This window comes from Sphingopyxis sp. SCN 67-31, assembly GCF_001725095.1.
Genome location: NZ_MEFH01000073.1, coordinates 43,652 through 63,662 on the forward strand (window position 1 = coordinate 43,652; position 20,011 = coordinate 63,662).

Below are 20,011 nucleotides of genomic sequence, written 5' to 3' on the forward strand. Positions count from 1 at the left end.
ATGCTGAACCGCCGCCATTTCCTTGCCACCGCCACGCTTGCCGGACTGTCGGCCCCCGCGATCCTACGCGCGGAGGCCGGCTTCTTCCGCGATTTTCCGTTCAGCCTCGGCGTCGCGGCGGGCGATCCGGCGAGCGACGGCTTCGTCATCTGGACCCGCCTCGCGCCCGAACCGATGGCGCCGCACGGCGGCATGCCGCTCGTCCCGGTGCCGGTCGAATGGGAGGTGGCGAGCGACGGCGGCTTTCGCGACGTCGTCGCGAAGGGCACCGAACTGGCGCGCCCCGAGCTGGGTCACAGCATCCATGTCGAGGTCGCTGGCCTGCAGCCGGACCGCCCCTATTATTACCGCTTCGTCGCGGGTGGCGAGCGCAGCCTGCGCGGGCGCGCCCGCACCCTTCCCGCCCCCGGCGCGCGCGCCGACGCGCTGAAATTCGGGGTCTGCGGCTGCCAGCATTATGAATCGGGCTTCTACGGGGCCTATCGCCACCTCGCGCGCGAAGACCTGGCCTTCGTCTATCATTATGGCGACTTCATCTACGAATATCAGCAGGACTATCTGTACGACAGCGGCCTGCCGATCCGCCCGGTGCGCAGATATGCGCTGCGCGGGCTGCAGGATCTGGGCGATTTCCGCACCGCCTATACCCAGACCTTGCTCGATATCGACATGCAGGCGGCGCGATCGGCGCATGGCTTCATCTCGAGCTTCGACGACCACGAGATCCGCAACGACTGGGTATCGACCTTCGACGACTGGAAACTGGGGCTCGACGGCAACGACCCCGACGCGCCGCCGCCCGAGGTGTTCATGCTGCGCAAGCAGGCGGCGATGCAGGCGTGGTACGAACATATGCCGGTGCGCCGGGCGCTGCTGCCGCGCGGCGGCATGGTCGCGGCGCATCGTGAGCTGCGCTACGGCGACCTGATGGCGATGCAGGTGCTCGATACGCGCCAGTATCGCGACAACCAGCCGTGCGGCGACGGCTTCAAGCCTGCCTGTCCCGATGTCTATGCGAAGGATGCGCAGGTGCTCGGCAAGGCGCAGGAGGAATGGCTTGCGCGCAACCTCGCCAGGGGCGGCGCGACGTGGAACACGATCGCGCAGCAGGTGACGATGATGTCGCTCGACCGCCGCCGCCGGCCCGACGAGCCCGAGAAGATCATCAACATCGACAGCTGGGCGGGCTATGAAGCGCCGCGCGAGCGCATCCTGTCGCGCTTTGCGGGATTGAAGAACTGCGTCGTGCTGACGGGCGACGAGCACCAGAATTTCTGCGGCGACCTGGTGCTGAAGGACAAGCTGGTCGCGGCCGAGTTCGTCGGCACCTCGATCTCCAGCGGCGGCGACGGCAGCGACAAGCGCGCCGGGACCGACGAATGGCTGGCGCGCAACCCCGAACTGAAATTCGCCAACGACCAGCGCGGCTATCTGGTCTGCGAGGTCGGCCGCGAGGCGTGGCAGACGCATTTCATGGTCGTCGACAAGGTGACGACGCCGGTGAACACGCTGTCGAAACGCGCGACCGGCGTGGTCGAGAACGGTCGGGCCGGGATCACCATGTCGGCTTAGAGCGACGTGCCTGAAATCTGACACACCCTCTCAGCCGTTCGGGCTGAGCTTGTCGAAGCACCGTTCTACTTCTTCTTGCGGCGCCTGGCAGAAAGAACGGCCCTTCGACAAGCTCAGGGCAAACGGTGCATATTTAAGGCACGGATGCTCTAAAGGCCAAATCCGCTTCCTTTTTCCGTTCGTGTCGAGCGAAGTCGAGACACGAACGGGAAAGAGGCTGCTGCGATCCTATTGATCCGGGTCCTTGTACTGGAACGGGTCATAGGGGGCCGGCTGCGACGGGACCGGGAAGCGCGGCAGCACCTTGTCGCTGTTCGCCGATGCCAGCAGCATCCCCGCCATCACCACCGACGCCTGGCGCAGGTCGTCAGCCTTCAGATGATCGAAGGTATCGGCGCTGCTGTGGTGCGTGCGCGAGCCGTAATCGAGCGGGTCCTGGATGAACTGGAAGCCCGGCACGCCGACCGATTGCATATAGACATGGTCGGTGCCGCCGGTGGGCGCCGCGACGACCTTTCCGGCGCCCATGCTGGCGAACGGCGCGAGCCACGCCTGGAGCAGCGGAACCGCGGCGACATTGCCCTCGGCATAAACGCCGCGCAGCTTGCCCGAGCCATTGTCCATGTTGAAATAGGCCTTGAGGTCGCCGTAGCCGGGCCGCGGCGTCACCGGATAGCGGTTCGGCCACCCGTAATAGAGCGCATTGCCGTCCTCGGCCTCGGTCGGGCCGGGACGCGTCGCGAGATGCTTGTCGACATAGGCGAGGCTGCCGAGAAGCCCCTGCTCCTCGCCCGTCCACAGCACGAAGCGGATCGTCCGCTTCGGCCGGACGCCCAACGTCTTGAGGATGCGCGCCGCCTCCATCACCACCGCGCTGCCCGCGGCATTGTCGGTCGCGCCGTCGCCCGCGACCCAGCTGTCGAAATGCGCGCCCGCCATCACATAGCCGGCCTTCGGGTCGCTGCCCGGGATGTCGGCGATGATGTTGTACGCCTTCGTGTCGCTGTCGTCGAAGCGGACGTTGCTGTCGATCGAAAGCTGCGGCGCCGGGCCCGACTTGGCGAGGCGCGCGAGGCGGCGATAATCCTCCGCCGCCAGTTCGACACCGGGCAGCGACAGCGTGTGGCCGACGCGGTAGTTATAGCCCTCGCCATGCACCAGCTTGCCGTCGCGGTACGACTGCCGGACCCAGGCGACCGCCCCTTCGGCCTTGAGGAAGGCGTCGAGCTTTTCGGCGAAGCTGACGCGCTCGAGGCGCTTGTTGATCGCGTCGGGATCATATTTGGGCTGGCGAAAGGCCTCGAGCTTCTCGAAATCCTCACTGCCGAGACGCCGGAAGGGAGCCTTTTCGGGCTCGTCGCCGGTGCCGGGGAGCGTGACGAGCACGATCCTACCGGCCAGCTTGCCCTTCCATTCGGCGAAATGCTCTTCCTTGCTCATCGGCGCGACGAGGATCGGCGCGGTGATCGCGCCGCCGGTCGACGGGGTCCAGGCGATCGGTATCGCCGTCAGCGCGAGCGGCCGCGGCGCCGTCATGCGCACGTCGACCGACAGGATTTCCCAGCCGCGGCCGAACTCGAACCCCTCGCGGCGGACATTGGCGAGACCCCAGCCGGCGAAGCGGTCGATCGCCCATTGCTCGGCGCGGCGCATCGCGGGCGAATTGGTGAGGCGCGGACCCAGCCCGTCGGTCATCTCCTGCGCGATGCGCATCACCTGGCTGTGGTTGAAGCCCTGGTCGATGATCGCGTTGGTGTCGGCGTCGTCCGCCTTCTGTCCTGCCGCAGGCACCGCGACGAGCGCCGCCCCCGCCCCTGTCACCGCCAGGGCCATGGCGATCCAAGTCCTTCTCATGATCGGAAATTCCCCTTCGTTGCCGTTGCAACCGGATGCACCATGCGCGCGGTGCAAATCAAGGCGCAATCCGCCCGGCCGGTCGGCGACGACAAGCCCCTTGCCTCGCCCGCGCCTTTCCGCGCATAGGCGCGCCATGCTTTATTACGAGGATATAGAGGTCGGGAAAATCCAGCGCTTCGGCAGCAAGCTGGTGACGCGCGAGGAAGTCGTCGATTTTGCGAGCCGATACGACCCACAGCCTTTTCACCTCGACGACGAGGCGGCGGCGCAGACCTATTTCGGCCGTCTGTCGGCGAGCGGCTGGCACACCGGCGCGATGGCGATGCGGATGATGGTCGATCACATGAAGGCACATGAACAGGCCGGGCTCGGCTCTCCCGGCATCGACGAACTGCGCTGGCTGAAGCCCGTCTATCCCGGCGACACGCTGCGCTGCGAGATGGAGGTCGTCGAAAAGCGCCGCTCCGCGAAGCGGCCCGACATGGGGATCCTGTCCTCGAAGCTCACGGTGCTCAACCAGCATGACGAGCCGGTGATGACGATGCGCTCGGCGGGCCTGATCCGCGTCCGGGACGCGGCGGGCAACGGACAAGCGTAAACCCGCCCTGTTTGCGTGACCGTCGAAATCGAGCGGGAACGCGTCGGCGAAGCGACGCGATCATCGCCGGCACGTCCTGAAAAAACATGTCAGATCACCCATTTGGGGTATGACACTCCCGACAAATGCAGCGATGGAGCCCTCAACCCTCTGCGACCCGAGGGTGACGGTCACAGATCGTCGAGGGGCGGGAAGCCGGCGGCTTTCCGCCCCTTTCATTCGGCGGCGCTATCGTCCCGTCCCTATTTCCGGCCGAACAGTTTTTCGACGTCGTCCATCGCCAGTTTCACCCAGGTCGGACGACCGTGGTTGCACTGGCCCGAATGCGGCGCCACCTCCATCTGCCGGAGCAGCGCGTTCATCTCCGCGACCGCCAGCGTCCGGCCGGCGCGGACCGAGCCGTGGCAGGCCATCGTCGCCGCGACCAGCTCCAGCTTTTCCGAAAGGCCGAGTGCGGCGTCATAGCCCGCGAGATCGTCGGCAATGTCGGTGACGAGCTTGCGGCAGTCGATCGTTCCCAGCATCGCGGGGGTCGCGCGCACCATCACCGCCGCGGGACCGAAGCGTTCGAGTTCGACGCCCAGCGCCGCAAGCTGCGGCGACGCCGCTTCGAGCCGGTCGCAGGCGGGTTCGTCGAGTTCGACCACTTCGGGCAGCAGCAGGCCCTGCGACGCGACGCCCTGTCCCGCCATACCGCGGCGCAGCGTCTCGAGCACCAGCCGCTCGTGTGCGGCATGCTGATCGACGATGACCAGCCCGTCCTCGGCCTCTGCGACGATATAGGTTTTCGCGATCTGCCCGCGCGCGATTCCGAGCGGGTGCGCCCCGGCCGCGGGCGGCGGCGCCTCGGCGACCTCGGCGCGGCCCGCGATGGGTGCAGCGGGGCCCGCGAAGGGCGTCACCCGGTCATAGACGCGCGCGACATCCTCGGCCGGCGGCGGGACATCGGCGCCGAACAGATGCACGGCGGGCTCGGTGCGATGGCCGAACAGGAAACCCGTCGCCGATTCGGGTCCAGATGCGACCGGTTCCTGCCGCCACGCGGCGAGCGCCGCCTCGGCCGGGCGCTGGACGCTGCGGAAGCCATGCTCGTCGAGCGCGCGCCGCAGGCCGCCGACGATCATCCCGCGCACCAGTTGCGGGTCGCGGAAACGCACCTCGGTCTTGGCGGGGTGGACGTTGACGTCGACCTCGCCCGTCGGCAGGTCGAGGAACAAGGCAACGACCGGATGGCGGTCGCGCGCGAGCAGGTCGGCATAGGCGCCGCGCAGCGCCCCGACGAGCAGCCGGTCCTTCACCGGCCGGCCGTTGACGAACAGATATTGATGATCGGCGATGCCGCGATTGTAGGTCGGCAGGCTGATGACGCCGCCCAGATGCACTTCGCCGCGATCGAGATCGACGCCGATGCTGTTGTCCGCCAGCTCGCGGCTGGTCAGCGCCGCGACGCGCGCGAGCCGGTCCTGCCCGCCCTGCACGTCGAGTACCCGCCGCCCATCGTGCTCGACCGTGAAGCCGATGTCGGGCCGCGCCATCGCGAGCCTTTTCACCCCGTCGAGGCAGCTCGCATATTCGCTGCGCGCGCTGCGCAGGAACTTGCGCCGCGCCGGGACGCGGGCGAACAGGTCTTCGACCACGACGCGCGTGCCCGTCGCCAGCGCCGCGGGCCCCTCGCCCGCCAGCGCGCCATTGTCGACCACCCGCCGCCAGCCGTCGCCGCGCGCAATGCGGCTTTCGAGCGTCATGCGGGCGACGCTGGCGATCGAAGGCAGCGCCTCGCCGCGAAAGCCGAGCGTCGTGACATCCTCGATCGCGTCGCCCGGCAGCTTCGACGTCGCGTGGCGTTCGAGCGCCAGCGCCATCTCCGCCGAGGTCATTCCGCAGCCGTCGTCCTCGACCTCCAGCCGCGCGATCCCGCCCTCGGCGATTCGCACCGAAATGCGGGTCGCGCCCGAGTCGATGGCGTTTTCAACCAGTTCTTTCAGCGCCGCAGCCGGTCTTTCGACCACTTCACCGGCCGCGATCCGATTTACGAGCTTTTCCGGCAGGCGGCGTATTGACATGACCGCTCTCCTAGCGCAGTCGGACGCAAATCGCGACCCATCCGCACAGTCCTATCGCTCCATCCAGCCAGCCCTCCTTTGGTCGAGCCGGAATCTCCCCTTGATATGGTCTTGGCTGCGGGCGGACAAGCGGCGAGAATGGCGACAGGGGCGCCCCCGTCCGGGGGAGCGGCTTCGATGGCAGGAACAGTATAGATGTCCTTCTTTTCCCGGTTTCTGAAATTCAATTCCCAAGACATGGCGATCGACCTCGGCACGGCGAACACCGTCGTCTATGTGCGCGGAAAGGGCATCGTTCTCAACGAACCCTCGGTCGTCGCGGTCGAGACGCTGAACGGCATCAAGCGGGTGAAGGCGGTCGGCGACGACGCCAAGCTGATGATGGGCAAGACACCCGACACGATCGAGGCGATTCGCCCGCTGCGCGACGGCGTGATCGCCGACATCGACGTCGCCGAGCAGATGATCAAGCATTTCATCACCAAGGTCCACGGCGGCAAGCCCAACGCCTTTCGCAGCCCCGAAATCGTGATCTGCGTGCCGTCGGGCTCGACGAGCGTCGAGCGCCGCGCGATCCGCGACGCCGCATCGAACGCGGGGGCCAGCCAGGTTTGGCTGATCGAGGAACCGATGGCGGCCGCCATCGGCGCCGACATGCCCGTCACCGAACCGATCGGGTCGATGGTGGTCGACATCGGCGGCGGCACGACCGAGGTCGCGGTGCTGTCGCTGCGTGGCCTCGCCTACACCACCTCGGTCCGCGCCGGGGGCGACAAGATGGACGAGGCGATCGTCTCCTATGTCCGCCGCCACCACAATCTGCTGATCGGCGAATCGACCGCCGAGCGGATCAAGAAGGATTTCGGCATCGCGCGCATTCCGTCGGACGGCGTCGGGCTGACGATCCACATCAAGGGCCGCGACCTCGTCAACGGGGTGCCCAAGGAAATCTCCATCAACCAGGCGCAGATCGCCGAGGCGCTGTCCGAACCGATCGGCACGATCGTCGAGGGCGTGCGCATCGCGCTGGAAAATACCGCGCCCGAACTCGCGGCCGACATCGTCGACCAGGGTATCGTGCTGACGGGCGGCGGTGCTCTGATCGCCGAACTCGACGAACTGCTGCGCGACGCGACCGGCCTGCCGGTGACGGTCGCCGAGGATCCGCTGACCTGCGTCGCGATCGGCACCGGCCGCGCGATGGAGGACCCCGCCTTCCGCGGCGTGCTGCAGCAAGCCTGATCGAACGGTAGAGGTTCCCCCATGGTCCGCCCGGCACATCGACGTCCGGGGCAATCCCGAAAGGCCCAGTACGGCCTGTTCGCGGCCTATGTCATTGCGGTGACGGGGGCGGTGGCGGGCCTGTTGCTCGCGGTCCTATCGGTGGTCGATCCCGTCGGCTTCGCCGCCCATCGCGCGCGTCACCCGCTCGGTCACGGGGTCGATCTCCGGCATCGACGACGCGGTCTCCGCCTATGTCGGCGCGGGATCGCAGAACCGGCGGCTGCGCAAGGAACTGGCGGAGACGCGGCGCAAGCTGGTCGCGACGTCTTCGCTCGAAGAGGAGAACCGCCAGCTCAAAGCGTTGCTCCAGTTGCAGCAGACCGACAAGGCGGCGCTCGCGCACGGCTATCTGCTCACCTCGACCTCGACCAGCAGCCGGCGCCTCGCGCTGCTCAGCATCGGCCGCAACGTCGGGGTGGCGGCGGGGCAGCCGGTGCGCGGCGCCGACGGGCTGATCGGGCGCGTGCTCACCGCCGGACCGTCGGTGTCGCAGGTGCTGCTGCTGACCGACGTCGACAATGTCGTGCCCGTCCGCCGCGCGCGCGACGGCCTGCCCGCGCTCGCCAACGGGCGCGGCAACGGCGATCTCGACATCCGCACGCTCAACATCGCGAACAACCCGTTCAAGCCGGGCGACATCCTCGTCACCTCGGGCACCGGCGGCCTCTATCCGCCCAACATCCCGGTCGCGATCGTCGTACGGCGACAGGATGACGGCGCGCTCGCGCGGCCGCTCGCCGACCCGGCGAAGGTCGATGCGGTCGCGGTGTTGCGGCCCTATACCCCCGACAATCTGGAAGCGCGGGCGGCGCCCGCGGCGCCCCCCGCCGGAACGCCATGAACCGCGCCGGACCGCGCCTTGGCGAGCCGGCGTCGCTCTGGCGGATGCGGATCGTGCCGATCGCGAGCGTGATGCTCGCCTCGGCGCTGCCGCTGATGCTGCCGCTCGTCGCCAGCTCGCCCGTGCTTCCCCCGATGGGGCTGCTCTTCTTCCTATGCTGGCAATTGCTGCGCACCGAGATGTGGCCGGTGTGGATCGGCCTGCCGCTCGGGCTGTGGGACGACCTGTTCAGCGGCGCGCCGATCGGCACCGCGATCGGCCTGTGGACGCTCGCCAGCATCGCGATCCATTATTTCTCGCAGCGCATCTATTGGCGCGGCTTCTTTCACGACTGGGGCATCGCCGCGCTGCTCGCCGCCGCGGTCCAGGCGGCGGCGGCGCTGATCGCGCACCCGCACGCGCCGGCGGGGCACCTGCTGGGCCTCGTCGTGCCGCAGATCGTCGTCTCGGCGCTGCTCGTGCCGCTGTTCCTGCGCCTGACCGGCGCGTTTGACAATTTCCGCCTGAAACGCCGATAACTCCCCATGCGCCGCAAAAATCCGCGTCAGACGATGCCGATCACCGAAGCCTGGAGGGGAATGACCTTCACGCGGCGCACGCTGCTGGTCGGCGGCGGGCAGATGGCGGTCGGCGCCGCGCTCGCGACGCGCATGGCCTATATCTCGGTCGTCGACAACGACCGCTATGTGCTCGAATCGGAAAGCAATCGCGTCAACCTGACGCTCGTCCCGCCGCGCCGCGGCTGGATCGTCGATCGCCACGGCAAGGCGCTCGCCAACAACCGCGTCAGCCTGCGCATCGACATCATCCCCGACCGGCTGCACAACAAGGATCTGGTGCTCGGCCAGCTTCGCACTTTGCTGCGCCTCGACGGCGACGCGATGGACCGGATCGAGCGCGACCTGAAGGCCGCGTCGGGCTTTCAGCCGGTCGCAGTGGCGGAGGACGTCACCGAACAGGATTATAGCGCGGTGCTCGTCCGCCTGCCCGACCTGTCGGGCATCGCCCCCGCGCGCGGCTTTGCCCGCAACTATCCGACCGGCGCGGCGGTCGGCCATCTGATCGGCTATGTCGGCGCCCCGAATGCCGAGGAATATGAAAAGGCGAAGAACCCGCTCTACATCACGCCGGGGTTCAAGATCGGCAAGGACGGGCTGGAGAAATATTTCGAGGACGTGCTGAAGGGCAAGCCCGGCGCGCGGCGCGTCGAGGTGACGGCGCGCGGCAAGGTCGTCCGCGACCTCAGCACCCAGCCCGACGTGCAGGGCAAGACGGTCCACCTGACGATCGACGCCGACCTGCAGGAATATGTCGCGCGGCGGATGGGGCGCGAATCGGGGGCGGCGATCGTCATCGACTGCCTGAACGGCGACATCCTCTCCTTCGTATCGATGCCCAGCTTCGACCCGAACAGCTTTTCGGACGGGATCAGCAATTCGGAATATGCCTGGCTGCGCGCCGACGACCACCAGCCGCTGATCAACAAGGCGACGCGCGGCCTCTATCCGCCGGGATCGACGCTGAAGCCGATGGCGGCGATCGCGGCGATGGAACATGGCGTCGACCCGGGCGAGAAGCACACGTGCATCGGCGGCTATCGGCTCGGCAGCCGCTTCTTCCGCTGCCTCGGCCGGCACGGCACGATCGACATGCCGACCGCGATCGAAAAGAGCTGCAACAGCTATTTCTACTGGCTCGGCCACCGGCTCGGCTATGACGCGATCGCGCCGACCGCGCGCCTGCTGGGATTGGGCGAGGAATATCAGCTCGCGGGCAGCGCGCAGCGATACGGCACCGTTCCCGACAGCGAATGGAAGATGCGCAAATATCACCGCGAATGGAGCGCGTCGGATTCGCTCAACGCGGTGATCGGCCAGGGCTATGTGCTCGCCAACCCGCTCCAGCTCGCGGTGATGGCGGCGCGCATCGCATCGGGCCGCGCGCTCTATCCGCGCCTGATCAACCGCCAGTTCGAGAACAAGCCGCTGCCCTTTGCCGAAGAGCATCTGGCGGTCGCGCGCGAAGGCATGAACCGCGTCGTCAACGGCCCCGGCACCGCGGTGCGCAGCCGCCTGCCGCTCGACGGCATCGCGATGGCTGGCAAGACCGGCACCGCGCAGGTGCGCGGGCTCGCCTCGGGCGGCAACGGCAAGGGCGGGACGTGGAAATATCGCGACCACGGCCTGTTCGTCTGCTTCGCGCCGGTCGACAATCCGCGCTATGCCGCATCGGTGGTGATCGAGCACGGTATGGGCGGATCGCGCGCCGCGGCGCCGGTGGCGAAGGACATCTTCACCTTCCTCTACGACCGCGAAAAGGCGATGGCGGCGCTCGAAGGCTTCGAGGCCGGCTGGGGCGGCACGATTACCGAGCGCATGAACCGCGACTATGCGGCGTGGAAAGCGGGCGCGTCGAGCGACCCCGAACCGGGAGCGCCGCGATGATCCCGGTTCCGCCAGCGATCCAGCGCATTCCGTGGAAGCTCATCGCCCTGCTGTCCGCGATCACCGGTTTCGGGCTGCTCGTCCTCTATTCGGCGGCAGGCGGCAACGCATCGCCCTGGGCGTTGCAGCAGGGCACCCGCTTCGCCATCTTCCTGACGATGGCGCTGGCCATCGGGCGCATTCCGCTCCGCTTCTTCGAGGATTTCTCTTACCTCGGCTATCTGGGGGTCGCGGTGCTGCTGGTCGCGGTCGAACTGCTCGGCTTCGTCGGCGGCGGCAGCCAGCGCTGGCTCAACCTGGGTTTCATGAACCTTCAGCCGTCCGAGCTGATGAAGGTCGCGATCGTCCTCGCGCTCGCGCGCTTCTATACCCAGTTGCCGCCCGGCGAGACGCGAAGCTGGACCGCGCTGTGGCCCGCGCTGGTGATGATCGGCATCCCCGCCGCGCTGGTGATGCTGCAGCCCGACCTCGGCACCGCGCTCGCCATCTGCGCGAGCGGCGCGATCGTGATGTTCGTCGCCGGCCTGCCGCTCTGGTGGTTCGGCAGCGCCGTGATCGCGGGCGCCGCCGCCCTGCCCATCCTCTTTTCCATGCTGCACGACTATCAGCAGAAACGGGTGCTGATCTTTCTCGACCCCGAAAGCGATCCGCTGGGCGCCGGCTATCACATCAGCCAGTCGAAGATCGCGATCGGGTCGGGCGGGATCAGCGGCAAGGGGTTTCTCAACGGGTCGCAGAGCCATCTCGACTATCTGCCCGAAGGCCATACCGACTTCATCTTCGCGACGATGGCGGAGGAATGGGGGCTGATCGGCGGACTGGCGCTGATGTTCGGTTTCTTCCTGCTGCTGCGCTGGTCGACGCGCGTCGCGATGAATGCGCGCACCCGCTTCGGACAACTGGTCGCGACCGGGCTGACCATGACGATCTTCTTCTACATCGCGATCAACCTGATGATGGTGATGGGCCTCGCGCCGGTCGTCGGCATCCCGCTGCCGCTCTTTTCCTATGGCGGGTCGTCGATGCTGACGATCATGACCTGCGTCGGCATCATCCTGGCGATCGAGAATGACAGCCGCACCGGCGTGCGCCGCTTTCACTGAGATTCCGGCTTGGACCATGATGACATCAGACGGCCCCGTCATTGCGAGCGGCGAAGCCGCGCGGCAATCCAGAGTCGCGTAAACCGCCCTGGATTGCTTCGTTCCGCTCGCAATGACGAAGTGGGCCAATCCAAAGTCATCGGAGTCTAAAGCACGGTCATCCATCGGCAGGGTGCAAGGTCGATGGGTGTCTCGACTTCGCTCGACACGAACGGAATTGGGCGATGGCAAACCGCATGGCGGCGGTGTCAGCAGGCCGCCAGCCCCGCCTTCATATCCTCGATCAGGTCGTGCTCGGCCTCGATCCCCACCGACACGCGCAGCAGGCCCTCGCCGATCCCGGCCACGCGCCGCGCATCGTCGCCCATGTCGGCGTGCGTCATCGTCGCGGGATGGACGATCAGGCTTTCGACGCCGCCGAGCGATTCGGCGAAGGTGAAGACGCGCAGCGCCGCGACCAGCCGCTTCGCCGCCGTGGCGCCGCCCGCCAGATCGAAGCTGAGCATCGCGCCGAACCCCTGCTGCTGGCGCGCCGCGAGTGCATGGTCGGGATGCGTTTCCAGCCCCGGATAATGGACCGCGGAAACCGCCGGATGGTCGCTCAGCATCCGGGCGATCGCCATCGCGTTCGCCTGTTGCTGGCGCATGCGCGGGAACAGCGTGCGCAGGCCGCGCAGCGTCAGCCATGCGTCGAAGGGCGATCCGCCGCATCCGACGATATTCGCCCATTGCGACAGGCTGGCGGCCTGTTCGGCGTCGGCGGCGACGACCGCGCCGCCGATCACGTCCGAATGGCCGTTCAGATATTTGGTGGTCGAGTGGATGACATAGTCGGCGCCGAGCGCGAGCGGCCGCTGGAGCGCCGGCGACAGGAAGGTGTTGTCGACCGCGACCGCCGCCCCCGCCGCCTTCGCCCGCGCCGACAGCGCGGCGATGTCGACGACGCGAAGCAGCGGGTTGCTCGGGGTTTCGATGAGCATCAGCGCGGGCGCGCCCGACAGCGCCGCCGCCACCGCATCCCCGTCGCGCTGGTCGACGAGCCGCAGCGACACTTGCCCGAGTTGCTCGCGCGCCTTGAGGAGGCGCATCGTCCCGCCATAGCAATCGTGCGGAGCGATCACGACGGCGCCGGCGGGCAGCCGCGACACGATCAGGTCGAGCGCCGCCATCCCGCTCGCCGTCAGGATCGCGCCCGCGCCGCCTTCGAGCTTTGCCAGCGCGGTCGCCAGCAGGTCGCGGGTCGGATTGGCGGCGCGGCCGTAATCATAAGCGCGCGGCTGCTCGAACCCCGCGAACTCGTAGGTGCTCGACAGGTAGAGCGGCGGCGCGATCGCTCCGAACGCCACGTCGCTTGCGACGCCGTGCGCGGCCGCGATCGTCTCTGGCCGCAAGCCCTCTGCCCGCTCCGTCATTTCATATCCTTCCGTCTGGCCGCATCGCGATGAAGCGCCTCTATTCCCCGTGCTCCGGCGGGCGCACCCGGTCCAGAAAGGCCGCGGCGCTGTCGATATTCACTACATGGCTGTCGGCCATGCGGCGCAGGTCGGCGTGGAGCGCATCGTCGCGCACCCGCCGCGTCAGGTCGGCGAGCTTGCGCACCACCCACGCCTGACCGCGGTTGAGGAAGGCGAGCCGCTCGACAGGGTCCGCGATCGCCATCGCCTTGCCGTGAAAGGCGCCGCACCGGCGCGACGGCGTGCCGCCGAGCCGCCGGATCTGGCGCGAGAGCATCGCGCACCAGCGGGCTTCGTCGGCGCGAACGACGCGCATCATCGCGGCATGTTCGGGCCCGGTGGCGTCGCCGACGCTCGCCAGTGCGACGCGCGCTCCGGCGCGCTCGGCCTCGAGCAATTCGTTGAGCGCCGCCAGTATCTCGTCGCGCGACGCATAGCCCATATAGACGTCGTCGGCTTCGGCGCCGTAGCAGACGGGCGAGGCGCGTTCGTCGCTCATGCCGCCGCCGCCGCGTGCAGGCCGCGCCGCGCGCGCTCGATCACCCCCGCATCGGCGGTCGCCGAATGGACGGCATAGGCGGAATAGGAAAATTCGGGGCTGTCGGGCACCCGCGCGAGCCGCCCCTGCTCGATATGCGACTGGATGAAACCTTCGCGGAAATAACCGCTGCCGCCCGTCGCGAGGATATAATCGAGCGCGAGCGGCCCATAGTCGATCGACACGACCGCATTGGGCTGGTCGGGAAAGGCGGCCTGATAGCCGGCGGCGAAGTCGGGGCCCCAGTCGATGCGTACATGATCGTCGGCCGCGAGCGGGCGGTCGACCGGCGCGGTGCGGACGAGCACCAGCTTCTCCTCGAACAGCAGTTCGGCAACGACGCCGGGCAGGCGCGGCGCGGCATAGAGCACGGCAATGTCGAGCGACCCGTCCTGCACGCGGTCGAGCAGCCGGTCGGATGCATCGATCGAGGTGCTGACGGCGATGTCGGGGCATTCGCGGCGCATCCAGATCAGCCAATGGCGCAGGAGCGGGCTCCACAGGCTGAGCTCCGCGCCGATCGTCACCACCGTATGCCGTCCGGGCGGCAGCGCCACCGCCTGTTGCGCGCGGTCCCACACCTGAACCATCGTCGTCGCGAAGCGCAGGAACTGCTCGCCCGCCGGGGTCAGGCGCGCGCCCGCCTTGTTGCGGACGAACAAGGGCCGGCCAAGCTGCGCTTCCAGCCCCCGGATCCGCGCGCTGACGGCTGTTTGCGTCAGGCCGAGATCGGCGGCCGCACCGACGAAGCTGCCGGTTTTCACGATTTCCAGAAAGGTGCGGGCGACGCCGACATCCATCAACAATTTTTCTTTCAATCGCAAATCGCATCTATTTATCTGCTGCTTTCTATAAGACGGGCGATGGCGTGACAAGACGCCGCCGCAGCGAATCCGCTCTTCGTCAATCTCGCCCCGTCAAAAAGGAACGGCGCGCGCAACCATGGCCCTGCCCCGTCGTTTCGCTCTCGCGGGCGGGCCGACGATGGAGGCCGATGTGACCGACAGGACCGATACCGACGCCACCTATATTCTCGCCGCGACCCATATTCTCGCCGCGACGATGTGACGCGCGATGGGCGCATCACCACATCCCGAAATGGAGGTTCGCAAGACGGAACTGGCGGCGGCTCTCGCCGGCAGCGATCTCCGCATCGCGACCGCGGAAAGCTGTACCGGCGGCCAGCTCGCCGCGCTGCTGGCGAGCGATCCCGGCCTGGGCCCGCATCTCGATCGCGGCTTCGTCGTCTATTCGGCGCAGTCCAAGACCGAGATGCTGGGGATTTCGCCCGCCGACGTCGCCCGCTGCGAAGCCGTCAATGCCGAGGTTGCCGAAGGACTGGCGACCGGCGCGCTCGAACGCAGCGGCGCCGACATCGCGATCGCGGTGACCGGCTTTTGCGGACCGCAGCAGAAGGATGAGGAAGTGGGTCTCGTCTATCTCGCCTGCGCGAGCAGCCGGACCGGGCTGGCGCAACAGACGTGCCATTTCGGCGACCTCGGGCGCGAACGCGTGCTGGACCATGCGGTGATGGCGGCGCTGGCGCTGGTGACAAGCGCGGCGCGCGCCTGCCGGACCGAAGCCGCGCTGCCGCGATAATGAGGCGCAGCCTCGAAGGGAGACGGCATGCTGCAATTTCTGGGACGCCTGCTGGCCGGCGATCGCGCCCACCCGCCGCTGGTCCGGTATCTGAGCAAGGCGGAGGCCGAGCCCGAATGGCGCGAGGGGCGGCTCATGGCGCTCGACCCGCAGGGCGCCGCGTTCGAAACGCGGATCGACGGACGGCCCGTCGCCGAATGCCTCCCCTGGGGTTCGATTGCCGCAATCAACGTTCCGTTCTCCGCGCCGCGTCACGACGAGACCGTGCAAGACACGCGTCGCCCCGATAATCCGACGAGACGTGGGGATCGGCGCAACCTTGTGTCCGATCCGCCGTTGCCTCCGTGGAAGAGGAACGACACATGATACGGACATCTGTCAAAATGATCGGAGCTCTCGCCGTGGGAGCGCTTTTCTGGTTCGCCCGGCGGCCCAAGGCGGCCGAACCCGTCAAGAGCGACGAGCATTCGGCCGCCTTCTGCGACAACGAGACCGACCCCGAGAATTTCGACCAGACCCGCTCCGCCGGTCCCGAGGGCATGCGCGATAAGACGCGCCGCGATTGGAACAAGGTCGATCAGGCGGTCGACGAATCCTTTCCGGCGAGCGACTCGCCCGCTTACTGACCGGCTGCCTTTCGCCCGCGCTCCGGCAGCGATCACTCGGCGCCGGTGTGCGCATGCGGCGCGGCGACCGCTTTCGATTCGGGCGATTCGCGCTGGCGCAGGAAGATCGAGAGCACGACGAGGACGGCGGTCGACAGGAACTCGCTCTGCCAGTTCTGGAAGGATTCGAACCAGAGCTGCGGGTCGCCGAGATAGGCGATCGTCGACAGCGCGGCCTCTCCATGCTCCGCCGCCTCCTGCGCCGCGGCCTTCGCGCTCTGGGTCCAGTGCATGAGGAAGGACAGCAGGAAGAGGATGAAGAGGACGATCCCGAGCGACCGCGCATAGAGCGCGCGCGCCAGCCGGCCCTTGCGCAGGATCGCGGGGGCGCCCGGCTTCATCGCCTGCACGGCCAGATCGGCATCGCGCGGCGGGCTGTCGGGGTCCTTCGATTCCGCGGAGCCGCGCTGGATCAATATGGCGGTCAGCACGACATAGGCCGACATCTGGAGGAACTCGCTCTCCCAATTCTCGAAGACCGACGAGAGGAATTCGGGACTGACCGTATAGTGCAGGAGCGACGGCGCGACCGCGCCATGGCGGACGGCATCCTCGATCGCGACGTGCCAGCCGGCAAGCCACTGGCCGACGATGCTCCCGGCGAACAGCAGCAGCAGGACGAGGGTCAGGCTATTGTCTTTCAGCAGACGCATCTTCGCTCTCCACGTCCGTTCGCTTCATCGCTCGTCGCGCGATCAATAGCGCTGCAACAGGCGCTCGACCGAGGGAACCGCGGTGCGGTTCCTGCTGTCGCCAGCCTCTATGTCCTTTTCCAGCGCGCGCCGGATCTCCTCGATCTGCGCGTCGGTCAGATGTTCGATCCCGACGAACTGCTCGCGCGCTTTTTCGAGCGATCGCAATATCTCGTCGAGTTTGGCCTGCATCGCGGCGCCGTCGCGGTTCTGGCTGTTCTGGATCAGGAAGACGGCAAGGAAAGTCAGTACCGTCGTCGCGGTGTTGACGATCAGTTGCCAGGTGTCCGAATAGTGGAGCACGGGGCCGCTTGCGGCCCAGATCACGACCAGCGCCATGGCGGTCATGAACGTCTGCGGCTGCCCCATGATATGGGCGCATCGCGAGGCGATCTTCGTGAATACCGCATCGACCGACATTGTCTGCTCTCCGTTGCCAAGCCGCCCCCGCCTTCAACGCCCATGCGCGTCGCAGGTTGCGGGTACGGCCGAGGCCCGGAGTCAGAAGGGAAAGAAGAACCGGATCGAGGCGATCGCGACCACGAAGGTGATGAGGTTGAGCGGCAGGCCGATGCGCACGAAATCGAGATAGCGATAGCCGCCCATCTGATAGACGATGACGTTGGTCTGATAGCCGAAGGGCGTCGCGAAGGCGGCGCTCGCGGCCATCATCACGGCGACGAGGAACGGCCGCGGGCTGACCGAAAGGCTTTCGGCGAGCGCAACGGACACCGGCGTCACGAGCACCGCCACCGTCGCGTTGGACAGCAGTTCGGTGAGCACCATCGTCACCAGATAGAGGATGATCAACGCCGCCAGCGGACTCAGTCCGTGGACGCCCGAGATCAGCCGCTCGGAGGCCGCGGCGGCGAGCCCGCTCTTCTCCATCGCGATCCCGATCACCACCATGCCGGCGATCAGAATCAATATCTCGGGCTTCAGGCCGCTATAGGCCTCGTCGGCGCTGATCACGCGCAGCAGGATCAGCAGCACCGCGCCCGCGAACGCCGTCGCCGCGATCGGCGCGACACCGGCGGTCGCCAGCGCCACCGCCGCCACGAAGATCGCGAGCGAGATCGCCGCCTTGAGCGGGCGGAACGGGCGCTCCTGCGCGAACAGCGAGGCGTCGCCGACCTGGGCGTTGGCGATATGCGCCTGGTCGATTTCGGGCGCGTCGCCCGCGCGCTCGTCCGCCTCGTGCTTGCCGCCGAGCAGCCGGCCGCTGAACAGGAAGAGGTAGAGGCCGCCGATCAGCGCCATCGGCAGGCCGACGGGCGTGATCTCGAAGATGCCGAAGCGTGCCTGCCCGGCCAGGCTTGCCATGTCGTCGACCAGCAGGTTGGTCGACGTCCCGATCAACGTGCAGCAGCCCGTCAGGATGGTGATGTACGACAGCGGGATCAGGAAGCGCTTGGGCGACAGGCGCAGCGTCGTCGCGACGTCGCGGATGACCGGCGCGCCGAGCACGACGATCGGGGTCGAATTGAGGAAGCAGGACACGCTGCCGATCATCGACAGCAACAGCCACAGCCCCGTCGCCCCCATCCGCCGGCACAGCGCGACGGCTCCCGCGATCGCCCGGTCGAGCAGCCCCGAAAGTTCGAGCGCGTAGGCGATGACGAACAGCGATGCGAGCGCGATGATCGCCGGGCTTGCAAAGGCCCCCTGCACGTCGACCGGCCGCACGACGCCGGTCATCAGCAGGACGGCCGCGCCGGTCAGGGCCACCACGTCGGCGCGCACCTTGTCCCAGATGAGGGCCGCAACCACCGCCGCGAGGACGAGCAGGGTCAGAACTTGGTCCACCGACATCGCCCCTGCGTCAATCGCCAGCGCCCCCCTGTCAATCGCTTCGTGAAAAAATATCCATTTGGGTCTGGAGGATGGGCGAGGATTTGCTATCCAAGTCCGATGCAGGAACCCAGCGTCAGAACGAGCCGGCTCGCCATCGCCGCCGGGTTCGCCGCCATCATCGCGATCGGCGGCAGCGGATTCTTCCTCGGCCGGGTCACCGCACCGGCCCCCAAGGCGCCGGCACCGGTCGCGCCCGCCCCCACGCCGGCGCCGAAGCCGGTCGTGAAGACGCTCGAACGCGGCGACCTGCTCGCGCTGGCGCAGCAGGCGGCGGACGCCTTCGCCTCCGGCCAGTCGGCTCCGAAGGCGGTCACCGACGCCGCCGGCCGCGCCTTCGACCTCACCCTGCCCTTCGGCTGCGGCGGTCCGGCCGATGCCGACAGCGGCCTGCCGATGCGCTGGAGCTACGACGAGGGCGAACAGATATTGCGCATCTCGGTCCGGTCCGAGACGTGGAAGGGCGGCGACTGGGGATCGTCCGGCCCGGCGGATGCCGAGGTTGCCGAAGGATTCTGGATCAGCCGTCCGTGGATGAGCAGCCCGGACTGCCCGCTACGCGGCGATCGGGCGATGGCGCGCGGCGTCGAGCCCGTGACGCTGCCCGGCCAGACGCTCGCCATCGCTCAGTTCGCGGGCAACGAAGCGGACCGCGACCTTCACCGCGGCGGCCGGCCCTACGAGATCGTCCAGCGCGTGCCGAAGGAGCGTTTCGACGGTTCGCGCGGGTTCCGGCTGCTGGTGTCGGGGCGCATCGCGAACCCCGGCGCTTCCGCGCCGATCCGGTGCGTACAGCCTGCCGGGACCGAACAGCGCCCGATCTGCGCGATCGACGTCCGCATCGAATCGGTCCGCATCGCCAATCCGGTTAGCGGCGAAACGCTGGCGACCTGGTCGACCGGCCGCGTCGGCCAATAGGGCGACTGCCCGCGATGCCCGCGTGACCGGGCGCATTCGCCCAAAGCATCGTGCGTTGAATCCGATCTGCCCCCTTCGAGAGGTTTCGATTCAGAACGCCGAGTGTCGAATATTCCCGTTCGTGTCGAGCGGGGGGAAGTGACTCAGATTATGGCCTTCGGGGATTCGGGTTTCGGCACTGTTTCTCCCTTTCGTCACCCTGAACTTGTTTCAGGGTCCATGGTCTGCCCTCGAATGAAAGGCGGCGCAAAAGGGAAGGTCCGGCCATGGATGCTGAAACAAGTTCAGCATGACGAACGGATGAGGCAGCGCGCCGAACGCCGAATCCCCACAGACCGTTGAGCGTCGTGCGTTGCATCTGCATCATTCTTTCTGCCGTTCGTGCTGAGCTTGTCGAAGCACCGCCCTTCTTCTGCGTCCTCGAAAGAAAGGAGGTCGTGTCCGTCAAGATGGTGTAAATTCGGCGTTGGCCACGGGTCATCGTCAGGCGGCCTTTGCTGTGATGTGCAAAGGCTGGATTTCCTCCTCGATC

20 protein-coding genes are annotated in these 20,011 nt (G+C 67.5%); 12 read left to right on the forward strand and 8 right to left on the reverse strand.

All coding sequences use genetic code 11. The annotated features are described in order from the left end of the window. Positions 1-1,572, forward strand: a complete 1,572-nt coding sequence (locus ABS88_RS15560; RefSeq protein WP_076074872.1) for an alkaline phosphatase D family protein — start codon at positions 1-3, stop codon at positions 1,570-1,572. A gap of 228 nt (positions 1,573-1,800) precedes the next feature. Here the strand turns inward: ABS88_RS15560 and ABS88_RS15565 are convergent, their stop codons facing one another. Next, on the reverse strand, positions 1,801-3,405 hold the full coding sequence (locus ABS88_RS15565; RefSeq protein ID WP_104959741.1) for a M20/M25/M40 family metallo-hydrolase: 1,605 nt from the start codon (positions 3,403-3,405) through the stop codon (positions 1,801-1,803). 157 nt (positions 3,406-3,562) lie between these two features. Here ABS88_RS15565 and ABS88_RS15570 point away from each other — a divergent pair, with 157 nt between their 5' ends. Continuing rightward, positions 3,563-4,027, forward strand: a complete 465-nt coding sequence (locus tag ABS88_RS15570; protein ID WP_067111840.1) for a MaoC family dehydratase — start codon at positions 3,563-3,565, stop codon at positions 4,025-4,027. 242 nt (positions 4,028-4,269) lie between these two features. Here ABS88_RS15570 and mutL read toward each other — a convergent pair whose 3' ends face one another. After that, entirely contained in the window at positions 4,270-6,090 is a 1,821-nt protein-coding gene (gene mutL, locus ABS88_RS15575; protein ID WP_286750094.1) for a DNA mismatch repair endonuclease MutL, read from the reverse strand. 195 nt (positions 6,091-6,285) lie between these two features. Here mutL and ABS88_RS15580 point away from each other — a divergent pair, with 195 nt between their 5' ends. The 5 genes from ABS88_RS15580 (at position 6,286) to rodA (ending at position 11,762) form a co-directional block, all read left to right on the forward strand. Then, positions 6,286-7,332 (forward strand): rod shape-determining protein, encoded by a 1,047-nt coding sequence (locus ABS88_RS15580; protein WP_067182815.1) that lies wholly within the window; start codon positions 6,286-6,288, stop codon positions 7,330-7,332. 352 nt (positions 7,333-7,684) lie between these two features. After that, on the forward strand, positions 7,685-8,215 hold the full coding sequence (locus tag ABS88_RS15585; protein WP_286750095.1) for a rod shape-determining protein MreC: 531 nt from the start codon (positions 7,685-7,687) through the stop codon (positions 8,213-8,215). Further along, positions 8,212-8,733 carry a rod shape-determining protein MreD gene (locus ABS88_RS15590; protein WP_076074861.1) on the forward strand — a complete coding sequence of 174 codons (522 nt, stop codon included), beginning with the start codon at positions 8,212-8,214 and terminating at the stop codon, positions 8,731-8,733. The genes ABS88_RS15585 and ABS88_RS15590 overlap by 4 nt, the downstream gene beginning before the upstream one ends. A 60-nt stretch (positions 8,734-8,793) precedes the next feature. Further along, a complete protein-coding gene (gene mrdA / locus ABS88_RS15595; RefSeq protein ID WP_234002431.1) occupies positions 8,794-10,659 on the forward strand; it encodes a penicillin-binding protein 2 in 1,866 nt (621 codons plus the stop codon). Beyond that, positions 10,656-11,762 carry a rod shape-determining protein RodA gene (gene rodA / locus ABS88_RS15600; RefSeq protein WP_076077729.1) on the forward strand — a complete coding sequence of 369 codons (1,107 nt, stop codon included), beginning with the start codon at positions 10,656-10,658 and terminating at the stop codon, positions 11,760-11,762. Before mrdA ends, rodA begins: the two co-directional genes overlap by 4 nt. Positions 11,763-12,010: 248 nt before the next feature. On the opposite strand, the gene metB is transcribed toward rodA, so the two are convergent. From metB to ABS88_RS15615, 3 genes are read right to left on the reverse strand one after another with little or no spacing between them, the layout of a single operon-like run. Beyond that, complete coding sequence (gene metB, locus ABS88_RS15605; protein WP_076074856.1) at positions 12,011-13,174, reverse strand: cystathionine gamma-synthase; 1,164 nt, start codon at positions 13,172-13,174, stop codon at positions 12,011-12,013. 40 nt (positions 13,175-13,214) lie between these two features. Next, positions 13,215-13,715 carry a DUF6306 domain-containing protein gene (locus ABS88_RS15610; protein ID WP_076074853.1) on the reverse strand — a complete coding sequence of 167 codons (501 nt, stop codon included), beginning with the start codon at positions 13,713-13,715 and terminating at the stop codon, positions 13,215-13,217. Then, positions 13,712-14,554 carry a LysR family transcriptional regulator gene (locus ABS88_RS15615; protein WP_067113400.1) on the reverse strand — a complete coding sequence of 281 codons (843 nt, stop codon included), beginning with the start codon at positions 14,552-14,554 and terminating at the stop codon, positions 13,712-13,714. The genes ABS88_RS15610 and ABS88_RS15615 overlap by 4 nt, the downstream gene beginning before the upstream one ends. Positions 14,555-14,696: 142 nt before the next feature. Between ABS88_RS15615 and ABS88_RS15620 the strand changes: the two genes are divergently transcribed. From ABS88_RS15620 to ABS88_RS15635, 4 genes are read left to right on the forward strand one after another with little or no spacing between them, the layout of a single operon-like run. Further along, positions 14,697-14,822, forward strand: coding sequence for a hypothetical protein (locus tag ABS88_RS15620; RefSeq protein WP_267894958.1), 126 nt, complete (start codon positions 14,697-14,699; stop codon positions 14,820-14,822). A 6-nt stretch (positions 14,823-14,828) separates the two neighbouring features. Beyond that, positions 14,829-15,353, forward strand: coding sequence for a CinA family protein (locus ABS88_RS15625; protein ID WP_076074850.1), 525 nt, complete (start codon positions 14,829-14,831; stop codon positions 15,351-15,353). Between the two features lie 27 nt (positions 15,354-15,380). Continuing rightward, the gene (locus ABS88_RS15630; protein ID WP_076074848.1) at positions 15,381-15,719 is read left to right on the forward strand and encodes a hypothetical protein; all 339 of its coding nucleotides are present in this window, start codon (positions 15,381-15,383) and stop codon (positions 15,717-15,719) included. Between the two features lie 35 nt (positions 15,720-15,754). Then, positions 15,755-15,979: a hypothetical protein gene (locus ABS88_RS15635; RefSeq protein WP_286750096.1), complete on the forward strand. Its 225-nt coding sequence runs from the start codon at positions 15,755-15,757 to the stop codon at positions 15,977-15,979. A 32-nt stretch (positions 15,980-16,011) separates the two neighbouring features. Here the strand turns inward: ABS88_RS15635 and ABS88_RS15640 are convergent, their stop codons facing one another. The 3 genes from ABS88_RS15640 to ABS88_RS15650 form a co-directional block, all read right to left on the reverse strand. Next, the gene (locus ABS88_RS15640; RefSeq protein WP_076074842.1) at positions 16,012-16,671 is read right to left on the reverse strand and encodes a DUF6766 family protein; all 660 of its coding nucleotides are present in this window, start codon (positions 16,669-16,671) and stop codon (positions 16,012-16,014) included. A gap of 42 nt (positions 16,672-16,713) precedes the next feature. After that, entirely contained in the window at positions 16,714-17,130 is a 417-nt protein-coding gene (locus ABS88_RS15645; protein WP_076074840.1) for a low affinity iron permease family protein, read from the reverse strand. Between the two features lie 81 nt (positions 17,131-17,211). Next, positions 17,212-18,522 carry an SLC13 family permease gene (locus ABS88_RS15650; protein ID WP_076074837.1) on the reverse strand — a complete coding sequence of 437 codons (1,311 nt, stop codon included), beginning with the start codon at positions 18,520-18,522 and terminating at the stop codon, positions 17,212-17,214. A 99-nt stretch (positions 18,523-18,621) separates the two neighbouring features. Between ABS88_RS15650 and ABS88_RS15655 the strand changes: the two genes are divergently transcribed. Beyond that, positions 18,622-19,479: a hypothetical protein gene (locus tag ABS88_RS15655; RefSeq protein ID WP_076074834.1), complete on the forward strand. Its 858-nt coding sequence runs from the start codon at positions 18,622-18,624 to the stop codon at positions 19,477-19,479. Positions 19,480-20,011: the final 532 nt, after the last annotated feature.